Raw genomic sequence first — 15,627 nt, forward strand, 5'->3', positions numbered from 1 at the left:
GTGAGAAGGATATCCGACAAGCTGCGCTGCTCTTCGAAGCTCTGCAGCAGACAAGGCGATCTCCCGACTTGGCGCTCGTCTACAACGAAGCATGGAAGCGCGGGCCTACATGGCGAGAAGGTATTCGAACCGGGGCGGGAATGCTGCCGGCACAAGATGCCGAGCGGCTCAACACGGTCCTGACCGAGGGCGCAAAAAGAAACCGCGAAGAAATTGAACTTCCGTTTGGAGAATAGACCGTCTTCCAATTCCAAGGCTAAGCAGTTGATTTGATTCGAAGTGGCGAAGACAAATATAGTGCCGACAGTTCGAGTCCGCTCAAGAGAAAAAAAGTCTAACCTTTCAGTGCGGCGGAAATGAAAGAGATGAAGGCAAGGTCCGAAAACTAGACCAACCGGGCGCGGCAAGCTTTGCCGCTCCAATGCTCAGGGACGTGAAACGACGGGATATACGTGTGCTGCCGTCATCTCCGAAGACGCCGCGCGGCACGCAGGCGATGGGAATGAGGTTAGATCCAATGCGAGCGAACCCAATTTTGAGTCTCTACCACGAGCGGCGATTTCGTTCTCATCCATCCTGATGAATTACTCGGCAATGAACGGGGCCGGCTTTCCTTGTCACAGAAGTATGTCGACCGCCGACGATATTACTGCGAACAGCACCAGAAATGGTCCGATCGCCTGCACAGGGATTAGGAATATTTTCGGCATAATGGGGGCATCATCGTTCGGCAGTTGCGCCCCGCAACGCCGACGTCACTAATCTTCTAATCAGGACCTGTCATGAAACATACGCTTTTGGTCGCGGCCGTCGCGATCTCCTTTCCGATGTTTGCTCATGCCGAGACGCTGCAGTTTCCAAGTGAAGAGCCGATAGCTGAGGTGTCTATCCCGCACAGCTGGGGACCGAAGGAAACTGAAACCGGAATTGATGCAACCTCGCCAGATTCCGCCATCTATTTTTCGATCGATATCGCAAACGATGCAACCATGAATAAGACGGTCGACGACGCCGTCGATTTCCTCGTCAAAAATGGCGTGAATATCGATGCGAAGAGCAAGCATGAGTTTCCTGACACGACCCTAAACGGCATGAAGCTCGGCCATCTCGAGTGGGACGGCACCGATAAGGACGGCCCGGTGCATGTGCAACTCGCATTTGCGCAGCCGTCCGAACACAAGATGCTGGTCATCACCTATTGGGGCTCGACGGAAGACGAGGCCAAGCAGGATGACGCGGTCAGTGGGATTATCTCGTCCCTGAAGCCGATCAACGACTGATCACGGATCGGAGCGCCGGCCTCGGCCGGCGCCCCGAGTACAATCCAACCGCTCCCCGACCTCGAAAGGGCAAGATGCGCACGACCCTTATCACCGTGTTTCTCGCAGCAATCTCCAGCGCTGCCTGCTTTTCATCCGCAATGGCGGCAGACCATTACTCAGCAAGCAGCAACACTGCCATGAGCATTACCGGCGACGTCGATATGGATGATGCCGGGATCACCTTCGAGAATGGCAAAGAGCTTACCTTCTCGGATTTGATCGCGGACAATTTGGTAGTCGATGGTAAGCGCGTGCCGGGTTCGGTTTACCGCGTCGCGCAGCCGCTTGATCCGGAATTGAAGAACGGCAACCGTCTCTGCGGCGCAGGCAAGGTCACCTATCTCGCCACGTGGAGCGACGGCGAGGGCTCCACGGCGATCGCGGTGTTCACTGGTTCGAGGCCACCGCGAAGCGACGACGAGAGCTGTGCCACCTACAGCTACGAAGACCAGGAGTAAGATTTTCTCTCGCCCGCAAGGACTCGACTTCTTTGGCGACTTTGATGATCGTGCGTGACGAGAAGGCTCTAGCTCCCCATGTCTGGGACTCCGCCGTCGTCTGGTGCATTTCGAGGCAGCACTGGAGCCGCCCTCGTCTTTTTCGATGATCGAGTATGACGTGCCGCCGCCACCACCAGAAATCGTCTATGTCGAGCGGCCTATCCTGTATTTTGATGATGCCGACTTTGGTTATGCGCCGCCGACGAAGGGATCATGGCTGCCACTCGCCGCTTGATTGACTTTCCCGCAAGCGGCCGCGTCAAAAGCCGCTTAAGTGGAGACTATACGGGAATCTCCTTCAGTTTTAACACGATGTAAGAACTACCCGCTGCCGCGTTGGCGGAAACGGGTAGTTTGATTTGGGTTACATGGCCTTCTTGACGAATTCCGTAGTGTAGGTCTTCGACAGGTCGATCGTTTTTCCCTGTATATTCTTGGAGAATTCGGAGAGCACCGCGAGAACGGTCTTCGGCCCATCTTCCGGCATCACTCCATCAGCCGTAAACATCGCCTTGCCGTTTTCGAGCGCCTTTACGTAGCCCTCCTTGTCACCGACATAAAAGTCTTTCGGCATCTTGTCGGCGATCTCGGCGGCGGAATGGGTGTTGATGAAGCGCAGCGTCTTGACGAAAGCATTTGCGAGCTTTTGCACTTCTTCCTTGTGAGCATCGACCCAGGCCATGTCCATATAGAGTGAGGCGGCCGGATAGGTGCCACCGAGGACGGCCTTGGTGCCGGCCATGCTGCGCATGTCGATCAGAACCTTAGCTTCGCCGGTCTTTACCATGCGTGAGATCGTAGGTTCGGTTGTCATACCGGCTTGAATAGCGTCCTGCTGCATGGCGGCGATAAAGGTCTGGCCGGCGCCGACCGGGACGGAAGTGAATTCACCAAGCTTCAAACCGCTCTTGACTGCCAGATATTGCGTCAGGAAATTGGTGGAGGAGCCAAGCCCTGTGACGCCAAGGCTCTTGCCTTTGAAATCGGCAGGCGACTTGATCTCAGGATGTTTGCTGGACACCAGTTCCACCTCGCCGGGTGCTTGGCTGAACTGCACGACGGATTCGACGAATTTGCCCTTGCCCTGCAGGTCGATGCAGTGGTCATAGAAACCAACGACACCCTGGACAGCGCCGGCAAGCATTTCGTTTTCCGCATCAACGCCGGCGGGTTCGTTGACGAGCTCGACATTAAGACCTTCGTCCTTGAAGTAGCCGAGGCCTTCCGCAAGCTTGGCCGGCAGATAGATCTGCTTTTCATAACCGCCCACCATGATCGAAATTTTTTCAGCGGCGTGGGCGGCTGTGGTGCCGAGACAGCTGGCCGCCATCGCGAGCGACAGGGCCGTGGAATAAGTGAAAACGCGTGATGAACGCATGAAAGTCTCCTCCTGGACGGATATCGCCCGCCGCGCTCCCCGCGGCGTCCTCTACGAAATCCACATGCGAACGTAGCGGACCGAAGCTTTCAGCAAGCTTTCAGTTCAATAGTACAACAATGCACAGGTTGCACGCCCGCTCGCCTCCGCCGGTGGATCTTACAAAAGCACAAGACCGCAGCGAAGCGTGGGTAAGTTTGCTGCGGCAATCGTACGACCTTTTCCATCATCGCACGGTCATAGAAAATATCTGGCTGACGGGCACCTCGGATGAGGCGCGGATTGGCTGTGGGCCTCAATTATTGCTCACCTCGCCGCTGCGCTGGTCCCCCTGTTTTATTGGAAGACGGACGTCCTTCGGCGAACGACGATCGGCCAGTCATTTTCAAGCTGCAACAACCGAGGTCATTGAACGAAATATTCTACCAAGCGTTTCAGCTTCTCGTCAGCAAGTTGCGCTACTTAAAGGCTCAGCGGGCTTCGTGGAGCAGATGTATGCGATGGTTTTTCGGGGGCATGCGACGACAAATCATATGTGCGGCTGTGGTTTTCGCAGTCATTGCGTGCGGGAGCTATGCCGGCTTTCTGGCGGCAACCAACAACTTTCATGTCGTCATCGCCGATCAAGTCTACCGCTCCGCCCAGCCGTCTGCCGCTGAGATCGTCGCCTATAAGGCCAAGTATGGGATAAAGACGATCGTCAACTTGCGAGGCGCCAACCCTCAAGACAGTTGGTACCAGAATGAGCGTGCCGCGGCGCAAGGTGAGGGGATCGTCCACATCGATTTCGGAATGTCGGCCCGTCAGGTTCAGTCCCCCGAGAAGATGAGGCGCTTGATAAAAATCCTTGCTGCTGCTCCGAAACAACTTCTTATTCATTGTCAGAGTGGTGCCGACCGCACCGGCCTTGCATCTGCTCTCTATTTGGCTGCAATTGCAAAAACGGACGAAGCGTCGGCGCAAGCGCAGCTCTCCATTCGGTATGGGCATTTCTCCGTCCCGGTCCTCAGCCAAGCCTATCCAATGGACCAGAGTTTCGAAAACATCGAAGGCTTGTTTGGAGATAGTGATACAGCGTGGGAGTTGCCGTCCGAACAGCCCTCCAACACAAATAACCGAATGGTAGGAGGGTAAAGGCTGCTCCGGCGCGGCTGCGTGAAGATCAACGAAAAAGCCCCCATCCGCGTCAGAGACAGGGGCTATAGTTACCATGCAGTGCTTTGTTTCAATCGTCAGTCGCGGGTGCGACCGATCGTTAATTTAGAACATAATCATGTCGTCAAAGATATACGTCACTTTGGTTACCGACGGTACCCAATCGGTCCTCAAACCAACCTTGAGCGGGCGGTGCTGGATTATGGGCTACAGGTGCGACCTCACGAGATACGCGCTACGCTCTTGAAATGGGGCGGCAAAAATCTGCGGCCCACTTATCGCGGTGATCGGGGTGTCCGCTAAACCTAGCCAAGGTCGAGATATTCAACGGAGCCGCCGCTAGCAGGTTGCCGTTGCCGCCACCGCCATTTCCGCCGGAGATGGTGTAGGTAGCCGTTTTTCCGGAACTCGTAATTTTATTACGCATTTGTCCATGTAGGAACAAATGAAGCGAGTGAACGTTTGATCACCGGCGAGTCTAATCCTTACTCGCCAGCCGCTACTATCACGGCGCGGCAAGAGAGCTGTTTTGGCGTTTCCCCTTTCACTCGTCAACAGCACGCTCTTAAACACGGCCGCGCTCCCATGGTTCGCTGCCGCGTTTTACTCATTGGTTGAAGAAAAAGATTCGAGCTTCTTCTGCTGCCGCCAAAAACGCGCGGCGCGCTTCCTATGTTGAAATCTTGCCCTCATGAGCATCAATCAGCGCCTGTTTTGCTACGAGGAATGAGTTCCCGTTTTGGCTTCCAGGCCATTCCTCCAGCATATATTCGGCTGCTTTTTCGGTACTGTTGATGGTAACATCTCGACCAACCAAGCGCGTTTCGATCGTCACCGGCACGGTCCACCATTGCAGCGTCATCTTCGTATCCTCCCGATACTAAACTAATGATCGCTGAACGGGGTTCCAGAAGAGCATGTGGCGCTTTCACTTTCCAGCGACACTCAGCCCAGCAGGAAGAGCAAGGAGATGATATTCGCCCAAGCCGACCTTGAGACGGTCGATCGCCATATCGCAGAATGCGAACAAAAGGTGCTGGAGCAGGAGCAGAAATTTACTTTGCTTCGCATGAATGGCTTGGACACCGAATTGGCAGAAAACATTCTGACAGCCTTTTACGAGACGCTGCTCATACACCACGCCAATCGCGATATGATCGCTTCTCACCTGGAGGGGCAGTGTGGTCGGCGTCGCGGTTTTCCCGAGTTTGACTGTGATCTCTGAAATTGCGGGAACAAATGAAGTGAATGGATGTTTCATGATAGGCGAGCATGTCCCTATGCTCGCCAGCCGCCTCGCGATGCGGCATGAGAGCAGCGCCGATCAGTAGTTGGCTCTCAAGCACGGCAGGGACCGCGCCATGCGTTCCCTGCCGCGTCCTTGTTGGACATAATATCTGAGCTTCTTTTTTTACTGACTGCCGCCAGAATTGAAAATAGCATAGGCGGCGTTTCGCTTGAACGAGCCGTATTCTGATATTCTACCGCGTCAATTCCAATGCGGTTGGGAGCGCGACTTCACCGGCGTCTATGACGCTCTGGATTTTCTCGAAAACGAATGGCCATTGGGAGATGAACAGCGCCATGGGCGCGCTGTGAGAACTTGTCCCGGTGCGCTCGACCGAGCAAGGCTTTTCCGTTGTCATTTGTTTAACGCATCTTTCAACGCATTGGCCGGCTGGAAGGTCAGCTTCTTTGCCTGTGCCTTGATCGTCGCGCCGGTCCCCAGATTGCGTGCTTCACAGTCACCTCCATATAGCCGTACGGGCGTTCTGTTTGGATACGCACAACGCTTGCCAATAGTATCCTTCTGGATACCGTGAAGCTGATTGCAGGAAGCGGCGACTTCTCGTCTTTACGACGTAAATTCAATAGATTGCTTGCGCAGGGTGATCATCTTTCCGATGTCGCCGCAGGCCGCGGAATACGAATCTCGTCATAACCTGCTTCAATAAGCCGTTGCGCGGTTGCAATTCCTCCCTGAGCCTGCTCCCGTCACCACTACTACGCGTCGTACCATTCGCAGACCGTTCCCGGAGATTGGGATCGACGGGTGCTGGGCGGTACGTTTGCGAGTGATGCGGTCGGTCGCGCAACAGGATTCGCAAGCCTATCGCACTGACGGCTGCGAAATCTCTTGTTGCCTCGCCTGTATTTTCGGGAAGACGGCTTGACCTTATTCCCCGTATACGAAGACGCCATCCTCTCGCGCAGCCGCGATCATCGCACTTCGTGCTGCTTCGGTGCTAATTCGCCCCTCAACCGCGTCAAGAAGCGCTTGCTTTGCGCCTTCATAGGCCCTTCCGGTTTTCTCCTTCGGCCACTCGTTCAAAAGAAATCCGGCGGCACGTTCGGTGCTATTGATCCTGACCGCTCGACCCAAGTGTCTTGTTTCGAGCATCAGGGGGTGGTCCCACCAGTGTCTGTCCATAGCGATATCCCTCCGCAATCCGAACAAAGCACTGGGAGCTATGTTCCCGGAGAGGCGGCATAAGGAAAATCAAAACAGGAAGTCGCGGTTTCTTGGTCCTGCAGAGCGGCCGCACTCGCCGGTTCCGCAGTTGCGAACATTGCCGTAGTTGAGCTGCGGAGGGTTCGCCTGTGAAGTAGATTCCCGACCTTGCGACAATTACAACGGCTGCGAACTCAAGAGCGCCCTCGGGTCTAAATCCTCCAAGATCGGCACCTCTTTGCCTTCGATTCCATCAGCGCCGAACAAGCAAAGAACCCGCCACCGTATGGTGGCGGGAAATCTGTCTGGGAGGATCGCGCCGAGAACCAAGGCAAAAAGGGCGACGTTCAGTCTAGTGTAAGTGGCTTAGGGTACTTGATCTGAAAACGATACTTCCGGCCTCCGGTTCCGCGGCAAATTCTTGAAATTTAATAGCTGAAAATTACATCATTTTCAGTCGGCAAATCCAAAAGAGGAGGCAGGAAAGGAATGATCCGCAGGTATCTCAGCAAGCGTGATTTGGCGCTTGATTCAATTGATTTGGACACCTGTCAACGCGCCTTTGATGCCATTCTGCTGAAAAGGAACCTCGAGCGCGAAAGTGAAGAAGGCGAGCTAGTGGCAGCAATGATCATCGAACTTTTCAGGGAAGGAGTTCATGATGAGCAACAGCTTGTCGATCTCGTCGGCATCAATGATCGCCATCGCCCTGCTAGGGGGTCGCGCACCAAACGGCGGCCCGCCTAGGGTCGGTTGATTTGCAAATGGCGCAGTGGAGAGACGCTCTCAACTCTTTGGGCTGTTCGTGACGGCTTGCCGATTGCGATACAATATAACGCAACCCGAATGGCGCTGATTGCGGATGCTTGAATGACCGGGTTGCCAAGGGGAGAGCTCGGCTGTGGTACGCATGCCGACAGCAGGTATCCAGACGTTCCCGAGCGCAATGCCGCCAAAAATTCTCACGCCGTTGTCCACCACTCCTATTGAGCCGTCAATTGTGAGCCGGGGCGAGGGCTTGCGCCCGCCTTGTTTATTCCGACTCCACGGAGCGGTAGAAGGCTCTCTGTAAGCATTTGCGAACGTTGTCCTAATAGCTCCTGCGAATAAGGAACCATGCTTCGATTGCTCAGTTAGGAATTGATCTAGCGATTCCTACGGGAGAGCCGAAATGAACATTCAATCAGATGATCCAAGCCCTGCGGATCTGACGTCTCGAGATGCAGACGATCGCCCAGGCATAGGAGCGGGGACGAGCCAGAACCCGAATACGGACGGTTCGGAGGAAGCAATCCGGCAGAATTTACAGCAGCTACGGCAGTTTACCGATGAGCAAACAGAGAAAGCGAAAACCGCCGTCAGCGACGCGGCCGAACATAAGAAGAATCTTGCTGCACGCCAACTCGACGGTATCGCATCGGCATTCGAAAAAATCGGAGCCGAACTCGAACGATCGAACCAACAGGCCGTCGGCCGATACACCAAGCAAATTGCCGGTTCCCTTCAGAGTTTCGCGCACGACATGGAGGGTCGTGATCTCGGGGAAATCGCGGGCATGGTTGAAGACTTCGGGCGGAGGCAGCCGCTTGCCTTTCTCGGCATCGCGGCGATTGCCGGCCTAACAGCCAGCCGGCTGCTCACGGCCTCAGCCCACCGTCGGAACAGCCCGACGGATTCCCGGACCTCGACTCCTTCAATGCCTGCAGGTGTCGAGCCCCTCAAAAACGGGTAGTACCAGAAGGATCGCGACAATGGTAAATCATTGGGATGACCGCTCTCTGACCGAACTCATGGCCGGCCTAGTGACCGATATAACCGGGCTCTTTCGCAAGGAAATCGACCTGGCGAAGGCGGAGGCATCGGAGAACCTGAACCGCGCGCTGGGAGGCATCGAAACCCTGCTCATTGGCGTCATATTCGCAATCGGTGCCATCGGCGTGTTGTTGGCCGCGGCCGTCAAAGGCCTAGCCGCTTTTCTCGTCGCACGGAACATAGCTGAGCCGAATGCCGACACGCTTTCGGCGCTTATTGTCGGCGTCATCGTCGCGGGCCTTGCCTGGGCAATGGTAGCGCGCGGGATTTCCACGCTGCGTGGCAGCAACCTAAAGCTGGATAGAACGGCGACGTCGCTGCGGCGGGACGTGGACGTCGTAAAGGAGAGAGTGCAATGAACGACAATTCTCACTCCCACTCGGCTGCCGAGCTGCAGCGAGAGATCGAGGCGGATCGGCAGAGGATCGAGGAAAAGCTCCATGCCATCGAGGAGCGCATGTCCCCCGGCCAACTCCTAGACGAGCTGCTCGATTACGCGAGGGCGAGCGGCGGCGCTGAATATGTCAATAATCTCGGCAAGGCGGTTAGGACCAACCCTATTCCCGTCACTTTGCTGGGGGTGAGCCTCGCCTGGCTGTTCGCCAATCCTGGCGCCCGCACCGAGCGGCGTGACGCCGAGGAGGAATACCCTCTGGCGATCGTGACGGGCGCCATAAGACGTATGGGTCCCATAGAGGTAAGCTTTGGCGAACGGTATAGCAACTTCACGGATGAAGGGGGCAATCGTTTCAGGGCGATGACGGACGCCGCCGGCCGACGGGCCGGCCACTTTGTCGATCAGAGCGGGAAAGCTTATCGCGGTTTTACCGACGCGACCGGCAAACAGATCCAAGACATTCGTGACGAGGCCGGCGCGTTGTTCGATGAGGCTTCCGGTTGGGCGTCTGACACTTGGCGACAGATCAATACCTCTGCCGACCGGCTGACGGGGTCGATTGCGCAAGCCGGAAGTTCTATTGCTGGCAGTGTTCAAGGTGCAGCGCAATCGTTTGAAAATCAAAGCAGGCAGCTTAGCGAAGCTATTCTCAGGCGTTTTCGCGATCAGCCGCTCGTCGGCGGTGCGCTCGCATTTGCAGTCGGCGCAGCGATTGGAGCGGCGCTACCTTATACGGAGTTCGAGGACAATGCCGTGGGCGAAGTTTCTGACCAGCTACGCAGGGATATCACCTCAAGGACGACTGAAGCGGCCAGCGAAGCAATCGGAACTGCACGAGAGGTCCTAGACAAGGTGGGAGACACCAGCCCAAAATACGATCCCGCGTAAATTGGGGTGTCAAAAAGCAAAAGAGTGGGCTTCTCCCCCACGACTGTTTGTTTCGTACCGCAGCAGTATTACCTGCTAGCGATGAGTTCAGCCGTTTCGCTAGGCGGCTGACCTGCCCGACGTGGCCCGTCGAAGGGCTGATAGCTATTGTCCTCTCGACGATAGGACGAAGTATAGCGGCTTGCACACCAATCGGCTGGTTGTGCAGATATCGATGATCCGGCCCCGGCGCCTTCGTCCATAGAAAAAGCGGCCCACGGATCTACCTGCGGAAAAGCTCATGTTCATAGAGTTCTTGTTTCAAGCTCGGCGACGGAGCAACTGAGTTTCAGATGGTAGAGATCCGTCAGATCGAGCTTGTCCCATGGCACGATATGGCCGCTTGGCCGCTCCTTGAAGCCGAAGGGACGCAGGATGGCATGACCGATCGTGGTTGCCGATAATCTTTCGAACAATCCAAGAGCGCCCAGGTGATATTCGACAACGACGAAATCTTCTCCATCGGCTGCCGCCTTGATTTCCTCCAATCGCCCGACCGGCCGATCATTTGTGTCGTGAACCTGCATTCCAAGCAGGAGTTCCAGGTGGATCTCCGTCACGACAGTCCTCCCGGAATGTAGCGAAGGATATGTTGCCTCAGCCATTCCTGCGATTGTTCGAGCGGCGTTTCGCTTTTGTCGACATCGGCTTCGATATCGACGCCGACATCCGTGATTTTTGACCATGAGATCCGATAGGGATGCTGACCTTCGACCGCTCGCGATGTCGTGGAAAAGGCGAGCATCCAACGATACAGCCGTTGGCTCAGCCTTCGGATCCGCGTCGAGGTCCCCATTTCGATGAAGGCAACCTTGGGCTGGCTGCCATTTTCTGCGGTGAGCACGATCCCGTCGACTTTTCCGATGCGAGTCTGCCGACGGTCGACGACCTGCTTATCCAGAACATCGCGAACAAGATACATGTCAGCCTCCGAGGATTTCCAGGGGTGTGGTTACAATCGAAAGTACGAATGCCATCGCGACGATGAAGACGACGGCAGCGTTGCCGACCCACCCATTTCTGTGTTCTCCCACGTAAATCGGGTCGTTCATCAAGATGAGGAAAGGAACCACGCCGAACGGCAGGCTGATGGCGGTTATCGCCATCGAGAAGATGGTGAGTTTCAGCGGATCGATGCCGACGGCTATCGGGATCATGGCAATCAGAAGCGAAGCCGTATAGACGAGGCAGAATGCCGGGTTATCTTTCGGTTTTGCGTCTTCCGACCAATTCCACCCGAAGCCCTGCGCAACCTGATAGGCCTGCGCAAGGCCCACTTCGAGGGTCGCGCCCAAGCAGGTGATCCCGAGTGACGTTGCAAAGAGATAAAGCCCCCATTTTCCGAAGGCGGGAGTGAGGATCATGGCAATCTGCTCATATCCTTCGATGTCTTCGATCCCTCCAGCGGGATAGATCATCGCAGCCAGTATCATGATGGCGGCGGTGATAATCGCGCCGAAGCTCATGCCGATGATTGCGATCGCGCGGTTGGCGCCGAAGTAGCTCTTGTCCCACTTATCTTCGATGGCGCCCGAAGAATAGAAGTAGAGGAGATAGGGAGAGATGAGGGCGCCCAATATTCCGACGACGATGAAGCTATAGTGCAGCGGATCTTCGCGGGGCAATGTCGGCACCATGCCTTTCGCGACTTCGTCCCATGGTGACCTCATGACGAAGACTGCAACGACGAATGACAGAGCTATCAGCCCCAAAGACGATATGCCGTTCTCAATCAGGCCGAACGTGCCTCGCCAGAGCAACAGCCAGACAGCAAATGTCACCGGCAACGACCACCATTGAAATTTCACTCCGGTCAGAAACTGCAGTGCAAGCGATACGCCCCCGATTTCGGCGGCAAGAACGAGAAGATTGACGATAAATGCTATGGCTACCGTCAGAAGAAAAATGTTGGAGCCGAAGCGGGCTCGAATTCCGTCGGCGATCGTATAATGGCTCGCAATTGCGAACCGCCCCGACATTTCGACGAGGAAAATCACGCAGATCGTCCCGAGCACGATGGCCCACAGAGGGGTGAATCCATAAGCCGCCCCCGCCTGACTTGCCGTTGCGATATTCCCCGTTTCAAGAAAGCCGCCGATGCTCGTGACGACACCAAGCGATATCTGCAGCAGCTTTTTCATTGTGCTGTTCCGGCGCTTGCTTTCAACTCAGCTTCGACGCCTCGCAAATCCTCGAGATGCTGCGAAACCGTACCTATTCGGTCATTGACGATGTCGTCATGCGTGGCACCGATAATCGTGTTCAACCGGCCAGCCAGTGCGGTCAAGTCCTGGGGAGAGGTCGGAAGCTCCTTCGACAGGCTGCCGATCTCCTTTCCGCATCGCTCCATGGTGAGTGCTGTAAAGCTGTTCGACACAAGCATTTTTGCTCGTCCGTCCAGGGCCATGTCCGCCGTCGCAGTCCAGGAGAGCAACGCACGAATTTGGCGTTTGGTCTGCTGTTCATCCGAGCAAGCGGTCATGCTCACAAGCAGCAGGGCGATGATGAAAAGCTTCAACACAGTGGCCTCACGGAATGCCCAAGCTCGATCTCCGTAATATAATCGAATGGCGGCTGTAGGGTTCCCGATGCCAAGTGCTGAAGCCTCTCGATCCGTGAGAATTCAAGCCCTGTGGCCTGCGGAGGGATCGATGAAGAAACGTGATGCCGATGAAGATTCAGGGATCTCCGTGTCCTTTCGGAACCGTGAGTTCTGAACCTACGCGGGCAGTTCATCCTCGCGCGCGACGGCCCTGGAATTCTGACGAAATCTTCGAAGGACTAGGAACCAATCGGCACCAGACGCTTTGCTCAAATAGGTGCGGATTGAATGTTTGAAGGATGGCCCACCTCATCACAACAGAGTTCAGCGGCAGCAGATAACAAATGTCCAGATCGGATAATCCTGGTAACAACGATGCGGCCGAAATCCGCAAGGACGCGAGGGGCCAATATCGCCGGCTCGTTAAGAAAAGCCGCAACAACGGCGTCGCTAGCGCCAAACCGAAGGTCATTACTGGATCGGCCGACGCAACGATGAACAAGAGGCCGCCTGCCGAGAAGAAACCGGAAAAGGACTGGGATCTGAACTACGATCCCGCGGATATGAACGAAGGCAAATATCGAGGCTAAATCGCTATTTATTTCGAGCGGGAACCTAAGACAGGGACGTTGGTTTGATAGGTGGATCGCGTAGATTTAGTCCCTTCCTGCCAGCCCTGTTGCCACCTGCGCGGTCCACCCTCTTCCTTTTGCGGGGTCGTACTTCGCGCTGAAACCATGCGCACCATATCCGCGCGCATGGACGACGCGTTCGGGAATGCGCTCGTGATCGAAATGGAAGAGTTTTTCGCTTAAATGAGAGTCTTCGATAAGAGCAGGACCACGTGCCCCGACCCGCAGGCTGTTCTGATCATCGGCAACTGGACCGCCCTGAGCAGTCGTCAAGACCGGTTGCCAATCTTCCGCAAATTGATGAAGTTCGCCTCCTTCATCTCGAAAAAGTTTTTGGTCATGAACTGTGGCGACAGCACGTCCGGCGGCCTTAGAGGTCCTCTTGGCCATGGTGTTATCCCGTAAGGTAATATGTGAAGCAGCTACGTGGAAAAGCCGCTCGTCGAGCGGCTTTTTGTGAGACCTGCGTTGGTCTCAGGCGGCCTTGCCTCTAGGATTGGCCGCGGACTGCGCAAGTTGCGTCAGCTTTTTGTCCGTGGCCTCTTCTTCAGCCAGGCTCGCTTGCAGGAGCGGCACGGCGTCCTTGAGGCCAAGCTGCTTGGCCCATGCGATCAATGTGCCGTAGCGCGCGATCTCATAATGTTCGACCGCCTGTGCCGAAGAGATGAGCCCAGCGTCGAGAGCCTTCGTGCCCTTATACTCTTCCATGATCTCTTCACCTTCGGCGATGATGCCCTGGATCGCTTCGCAGGTTTTGCCGCGGGCTGGCTTGCCCAAAAGTTCGAACACTTGATCAAGGCGTTCGATCTGGGCCTGCGTCTCGTCACGATGCTTCATGAATCCTGCCTTGCCTTCCTCGAGCTGGGCGGCCCGGGCCATTTTCGGCAAAGCCTTCAGGATTTGTTTTTCGGCAAAATAGATGTCCTTAACGGTATCAAGGAATAAGTCGTTCAGCGTCTTCTCTGTAGCCATTAGATCCTCCTGGCGCCTGATTGCGTCGTCACCGAACATGGAAAGCACCTGAATGTTCCGGGAGGTGTCTCGGGTCAGAGCGTTGCAAGCTGTTGGCAGAGGGCGCTCGCATGTGACGGAGCGCCTTCGGTTGGCGTCAAACTGTGCGGCGGTCCGTGACCAGCAGGTCTTCCTCCTCGTCGCGTTGCTTTCCACCGAGAGCGGCGGCCGCCGCGGCGATGAACGCCCCGATCACAAGCGAGAGCGATCCAAGGAGCGCTGTTGTTGCAGCCGCCTTCCTTGCCTTGTCGGTGGCGGCCTGAACGGCGACCTTGGCATCATTGATCTGCTTCAGGACGGTATCGACCCGAGCACGGGCATCTGTTTCGGACAGGCCCGTCCGTGCGGAAACGATGCCGGCAATATATGCCTTATCGCCATCCGGAATTCCTCCATTTGCAGCACCTTGAAGCAGGATGCGGGAAACTTCTGTGGCCGCCGCTCCGTCGTCGTTGCGCGCCCGGTCGCCTGCGCGTTGTGGCCGAAGCAATGCATCGGTAAAGTAGGCGGTAGAGAGGTCCGCGCCCTCCTTCGAAGCGGCCGTCGTCGCACCCACGACACCGGCGGTACTAGCGACGCTGCCGACGGCACTCGCGCCGGTACCGGCAAGCGATGTCAGCGACGATGCCAGGAATCCGGCAACGAACACGGTGGCCAAGGCCCAACTGAGGAAACCGTGCGCGGTGTCGCGAAAGAATACCTCGTCCGTATGGACTGCTGTCCATTTCGTGCGCAGCCGTCCAGTCAAATAGCCGCCGAGAGCGGAGGACAGCCATTGGACGACCACGAGCCAGATCGCCGCTGTCGCGCCAATAGTGGCTGCGGAACTACTCTCGCCGGACCACGGCGATACCATTGTCAGACCCAATCCCGATCCGAGTAGAAGGAGGATGAGCGTGACACCCGTCGCCGCAACGGCGCCGCCAATAATCGGCCCCCAGGCGAGGGCGGACCTGGAGGATTCGATTGGTAGGATATCCGTCGACGTATCTTCGCGTGGAGACATGACAGCCTCCTAACGCATGAACAGAACAAGTAGGATGACGATCGGCAACGGTATGCCGAGAAGCCAGAGTAGGATGCCGCGACCCATTTGAAAAACCTCCACAAAGATTTGCGGAAATCCAAACTCTGAGGGTTGTGTTTTGTTCCTGCATCCTTTGGCGGTGACCTGTAATCGTCATCAGGCTGGAGTGAACACGATGAGCGTAGCACAGCCGCCGAAGCGCCGGTTTTTCACTGTCGCGGCCTACATCGAGAGACCCACCGGCAAGCCTTACATGCTCATCGATCTCTAGCGGCGGTCTCGGCTGAGGCCATTGCCATCGGCTGTCATCGCCGACAGGGAACAGAAGAGCTTGTCGTTGGTTCTTTGTGGGAATTAAGGATCTTCATCATGGCTACGCAACCGAGAAACGAACCACGGATAACATCCGGCAAACCTGCAGCAGGCGGATGGGGTTCAGCAAAGTCGGTGAGTAGGATCCTTCTTCGGGAGC

20 protein-coding genes and 2 pseudogenes are annotated in these 15,627 nt (G+C 56.0%); 11 read left to right on the forward strand and 11 right to left on the reverse strand.

All coding sequences use genetic code 11. The features are described from left to right. From PH547_RS32780 to PH547_RS32790, 3 genes and pseudogenes are all read left to right on the forward strand, one after another. Positions 1-236 (forward strand): annotated as a pseudogene (locus PH547_RS32780) (nucleotidyltransferase family protein); the annotation flags it as partial. A gap of 546 nt (positions 237-782) precedes the next feature. Further along, complete coding sequence (locus PH547_RS32785; RefSeq protein WP_285170391.1) at positions 783-1,280, forward strand: histidine kinase; 498 nt, start codon at positions 783-785, stop codon at positions 1,278-1,280. A 74-nt stretch (positions 1,281-1,354) separates the two neighbouring features. Then, on the forward strand, positions 1,355-1,780 hold the full coding sequence (locus tag PH547_RS32790) for a hypothetical protein (RefSeq protein WP_285170392.1): 426 nt from the start codon (positions 1,355-1,357) through the stop codon (positions 1,778-1,780). A gap of 406 nt (positions 1,781-2,186) precedes the next feature. Here the strand turns inward: PH547_RS32790 and PH547_RS32795 are convergent, their stop codons facing one another. Beyond that, a complete protein-coding gene (locus tag PH547_RS32795; protein ID WP_285170393.1) occupies positions 2,187-3,200 on the reverse strand; it encodes an ABC transporter substrate-binding protein in 1,014 nt (337 codons plus the stop codon). A gap of 495 nt (positions 3,201-3,695) precedes the next feature. Between PH547_RS32795 and PH547_RS32800 the strand changes: the two genes are divergently transcribed. Continuing rightward, on the forward strand, positions 3,696-4,334 hold the full coding sequence (locus tag PH547_RS32800; RefSeq protein ID WP_285170394.1) for a dual specificity protein phosphatase family protein: 639 nt from the start codon (positions 3,696-3,698) through the stop codon (positions 4,332-4,334). A 691-nt stretch (positions 4,335-5,025) separates the two neighbouring features. Here PH547_RS32800 and PH547_RS32805 read toward each other — a convergent pair. Then, positions 5,026-5,217 carry a DUF982 domain-containing protein gene (locus PH547_RS32805; RefSeq protein ID WP_285170395.1) on the reverse strand — a complete coding sequence of 64 codons (192 nt, stop codon included), beginning with the start codon at positions 5,215-5,217 and terminating at the stop codon, positions 5,026-5,028. A 57-nt stretch (positions 5,218-5,274) separates the two neighbouring features. On the opposite strand from PH547_RS32805, the gene PH547_RS32810 reads away from it, so the two are divergent. Both PH547_RS32810 and PH547_RS34015 read left to right on the forward strand, forming a co-directional pair. Continuing rightward, entirely contained in the window at positions 5,275-5,580 is a 306-nt protein-coding gene (locus tag PH547_RS32810) for a hypothetical protein (protein WP_285170396.1), read from the forward strand. A gap of 232 nt (positions 5,581-5,812) precedes the next feature. Then, positions 5,813-6,178, forward strand: a complete 366-nt coding sequence (locus PH547_RS34015) for a DUF982 domain-containing protein (RefSeq protein ID WP_483315598.1) — start codon at positions 5,813-5,815, stop codon at positions 6,176-6,178. 353 nt (positions 6,179-6,531) lie between these two features. Here the strand turns inward: PH547_RS34015 and PH547_RS32825 are convergent, their stop codons facing one another. Then, positions 6,532-6,786, reverse strand: a complete 255-nt coding sequence (locus PH547_RS32825) for a DUF982 domain-containing protein (protein ID WP_350223758.1) — start codon at positions 6,784-6,786, stop codon at positions 6,532-6,534. Between the two features lie 510 nt (positions 6,787-7,296). Here PH547_RS32825 and PH547_RS32830 point away from each other — a divergent pair. The 4 genes from PH547_RS32830 (at position 7,297) to PH547_RS32845 (ending at position 9,904) form a co-directional block, all read left to right on the forward strand. Continuing rightward, the gene (locus PH547_RS32830; RefSeq protein WP_285170397.1) at positions 7,297-7,554 is read left to right on the forward strand and encodes a hypothetical protein; all 258 of its coding nucleotides are present in this window, start codon (positions 7,297-7,299) and stop codon (positions 7,552-7,554) included. Positions 7,555-7,978: 424 nt separating this feature from the next. Beyond that, on the forward strand, positions 7,979-8,539 hold the full coding sequence (locus tag PH547_RS32835; RefSeq protein WP_285170398.1) for a nutrient deprivation-induced protein: 561 nt from the start codon (positions 7,979-7,981) through the stop codon (positions 8,537-8,539). Between the two features lie 19 nt (positions 8,540-8,558). Continuing rightward, positions 8,559-8,978, forward strand: a complete 420-nt coding sequence (locus tag PH547_RS32840; RefSeq protein ID WP_285170399.1) for a phage holin family protein — start codon at positions 8,559-8,561, stop codon at positions 8,976-8,978. After that, positions 8,975-9,904 (forward strand): DUF3618 domain-containing protein, encoded by a 930-nt coding sequence (locus tag PH547_RS32845; protein ID WP_285170400.1) that lies wholly within the window; start codon positions 8,975-8,977, stop codon positions 9,902-9,904. Before PH547_RS32840 ends, PH547_RS32845 begins: the two co-directional genes overlap by 4 nt. A gap of 68 nt (positions 9,905-9,972) precedes the next feature. Here the strand turns inward: PH547_RS32845 and PH547_RS32850 are convergent, their stop codons facing one another. The 5 genes from PH547_RS32850 to PH547_RS32870 are packed head-to-tail and all read right to left on the reverse strand — an operon-like array spanning position 9,973 to position 12,461. Further along, positions 9,973-10,146 (reverse strand): BA14K family protein, encoded by a 174-nt coding sequence (locus PH547_RS32850; RefSeq protein WP_104825294.1) that lies wholly within the window; start codon positions 10,144-10,146, stop codon positions 9,973-9,975. 42 nt (positions 10,147-10,188) lie between these two features. Further along, positions 10,189-10,503: a hypothetical protein gene (locus tag PH547_RS32855; RefSeq protein WP_104825295.1), complete on the reverse strand. Its 315-nt coding sequence runs from the start codon at positions 10,501-10,503 to the stop codon at positions 10,189-10,191. Continuing rightward, positions 10,500-10,865: a hypothetical protein gene (locus PH547_RS32860; RefSeq protein ID WP_285170401.1), complete on the reverse strand. Its 366-nt coding sequence runs from the start codon at positions 10,863-10,865 to the stop codon at positions 10,500-10,502. The genes PH547_RS32855 and PH547_RS32860 overlap by 4 nt, the downstream gene beginning before the upstream one ends. Position 10,866: 1 nt before the next feature. Continuing rightward, entirely contained in the window at positions 10,867-12,084 is a 1,218-nt protein-coding gene (locus PH547_RS32865; RefSeq protein ID WP_285170402.1) for an Nramp family divalent metal transporter, read from the reverse strand. Continuing rightward, the gene (locus tag PH547_RS32870; protein WP_104825298.1) at positions 12,081-12,461 is read right to left on the reverse strand and encodes a hypothetical protein; all 381 of its coding nucleotides are present in this window, start codon (positions 12,459-12,461) and stop codon (positions 12,081-12,083) included. Before PH547_RS32870 ends, PH547_RS32865 begins: the two co-directional genes overlap by 4 nt. 368 nt (positions 12,462-12,829) lie before the next feature. On the opposite strand from PH547_RS32870, the gene PH547_RS32875 reads away from it, so the two are divergent. Beyond that, complete coding sequence (locus PH547_RS32875) at positions 12,830-13,075, forward strand: hypothetical protein (RefSeq protein ID WP_285170403.1); 246 nt, start codon at positions 12,830-12,832, stop codon at positions 13,073-13,075. Positions 13,076-13,201: 126 nt separating this feature from the next. Here PH547_RS32875 and PH547_RS32880 read toward each other — a convergent pair. The 3 genes and pseudogenes from PH547_RS32880 to PH547_RS32890 all read right to left on the reverse strand — a co-directional run. Further along, positions 13,202-13,507, reverse strand: a pseudogene (locus tag PH547_RS32880) (catalase); the annotation flags it as partial. Between the two features lie 84 nt (positions 13,508-13,591). Beyond that, on the reverse strand, positions 13,592-14,089 hold the full coding sequence (locus PH547_RS32885; protein ID WP_285170404.1) for a YciE/YciF ferroxidase family protein: 498 nt from the start codon (positions 14,087-14,089) through the stop codon (positions 13,592-13,594). 136 nt (positions 14,090-14,225) lie between these two features. Further along, complete coding sequence (locus PH547_RS32890) at positions 14,226-15,134, reverse strand: hypothetical protein (protein ID WP_260305956.1); 909 nt, start codon at positions 15,132-15,134, stop codon at positions 14,226-14,228. Between the last annotated feature and the right edge of the window lie 493 nt (positions 15,135-15,627).

The organism is Rhizobium cerradonense (assembly GCF_030182455.1).
GTDB lineage: Bacteria > Pseudomonadota > Alphaproteobacteria > Rhizobiales > Rhizobiaceae > Rhizobium.

Coding starts and splice junctions, on each gene's coding strand:
- PH547_RS32785 (WP_285170391.1), top strand. CDS start 783: ATGAAACATACGCTTTTGGTCGCGGCCGTCGCGATCTCCTTTCCGATG.
- PH547_RS32790 (WP_285170392.1), top strand. CDS start 1,355: ATGCGCACGACCCTTATCACCGTGTTTCTCGCAGCAATCTCCAGCGCT.
- PH547_RS32795 (WP_285170393.1), bottom strand. CDS start 3,200: ATGCGTTCATCACGCGTTTTCACTTATTCCACGGCCCTGTCGCTCGCG.
- PH547_RS32800 (WP_285170394.1), top strand. CDS start 3,696: ATGCGATGGTTTTTCGGGGGCATGCGACGACAAATCATATGTGCGGCT.
- PH547_RS32805 (WP_285170395.1), bottom strand. CDS start 5,217: ATGACGCTGCAATGGTGGACCGTGCCGGTGACGATCGAAACGCGCTTG.
- PH547_RS32825 (WP_350223758.1), bottom strand. CDS start 6,786: ATGGACAGACACTGGTGGGACCACCCCCTGATGCTCGAAACAAGACAC.
- PH547_RS32830 (WP_285170397.1), top strand. CDS start 7,297: ATGATCCGCAGGTATCTCAGCAAGCGTGATTTGGCGCTTGATTCAATT.
- PH547_RS32835 (WP_285170398.1), top strand. CDS start 7,979: ATGAACATTCAATCAGATGATCCAAGCCCTGCGGATCTGACGTCTCGA.
- PH547_RS32840 (WP_285170399.1), top strand. CDS start 8,559: ATGGTAAATCATTGGGATGACCGCTCTCTGACCGAACTCATGGCCGGC.
- PH547_RS32845 (WP_285170400.1), top strand. CDS start 8,975: ATGAACGACAATTCTCACTCCCACTCGGCTGCCGAGCTGCAGCGAGAG.
- PH547_RS32850 (WP_104825294.1), bottom strand. CDS start 10,146: ATGGACGAAGGCGCCGGGGCCGGATCATCGATATCTGCACAACCAGCC.
- PH547_RS32860 (WP_285170401.1), bottom strand. CDS start 10,865: ATGTATCTTGTTCGCGATGTTCTGGATAAGCAGGTCGTCGACCGTCGG.
- PH547_RS32865 (WP_285170402.1), bottom strand. CDS start 12,084: ATGAAAAAGCTGCTGCAGATATCGCTTGGTGTCGTCACGAGCATCGGC.
- PH547_RS32875 (WP_285170403.1), top strand. CDS start 12,830: ATGTCCAGATCGGATAATCCTGGTAACAACGATGCGGCCGAAATCCGC.
- PH547_RS32885 (WP_285170404.1), bottom strand. CDS start 14,089: ATGGCTACAGAGAAGACGCTGAACGACTTATTCCTTGATACCGTTAAG.
- PH547_RS32890 (WP_260305956.1), bottom strand. CDS start 15,134: ATGTCTCCACGCGAAGATACGTCGACGGATATCCTACCAATCGAATCC.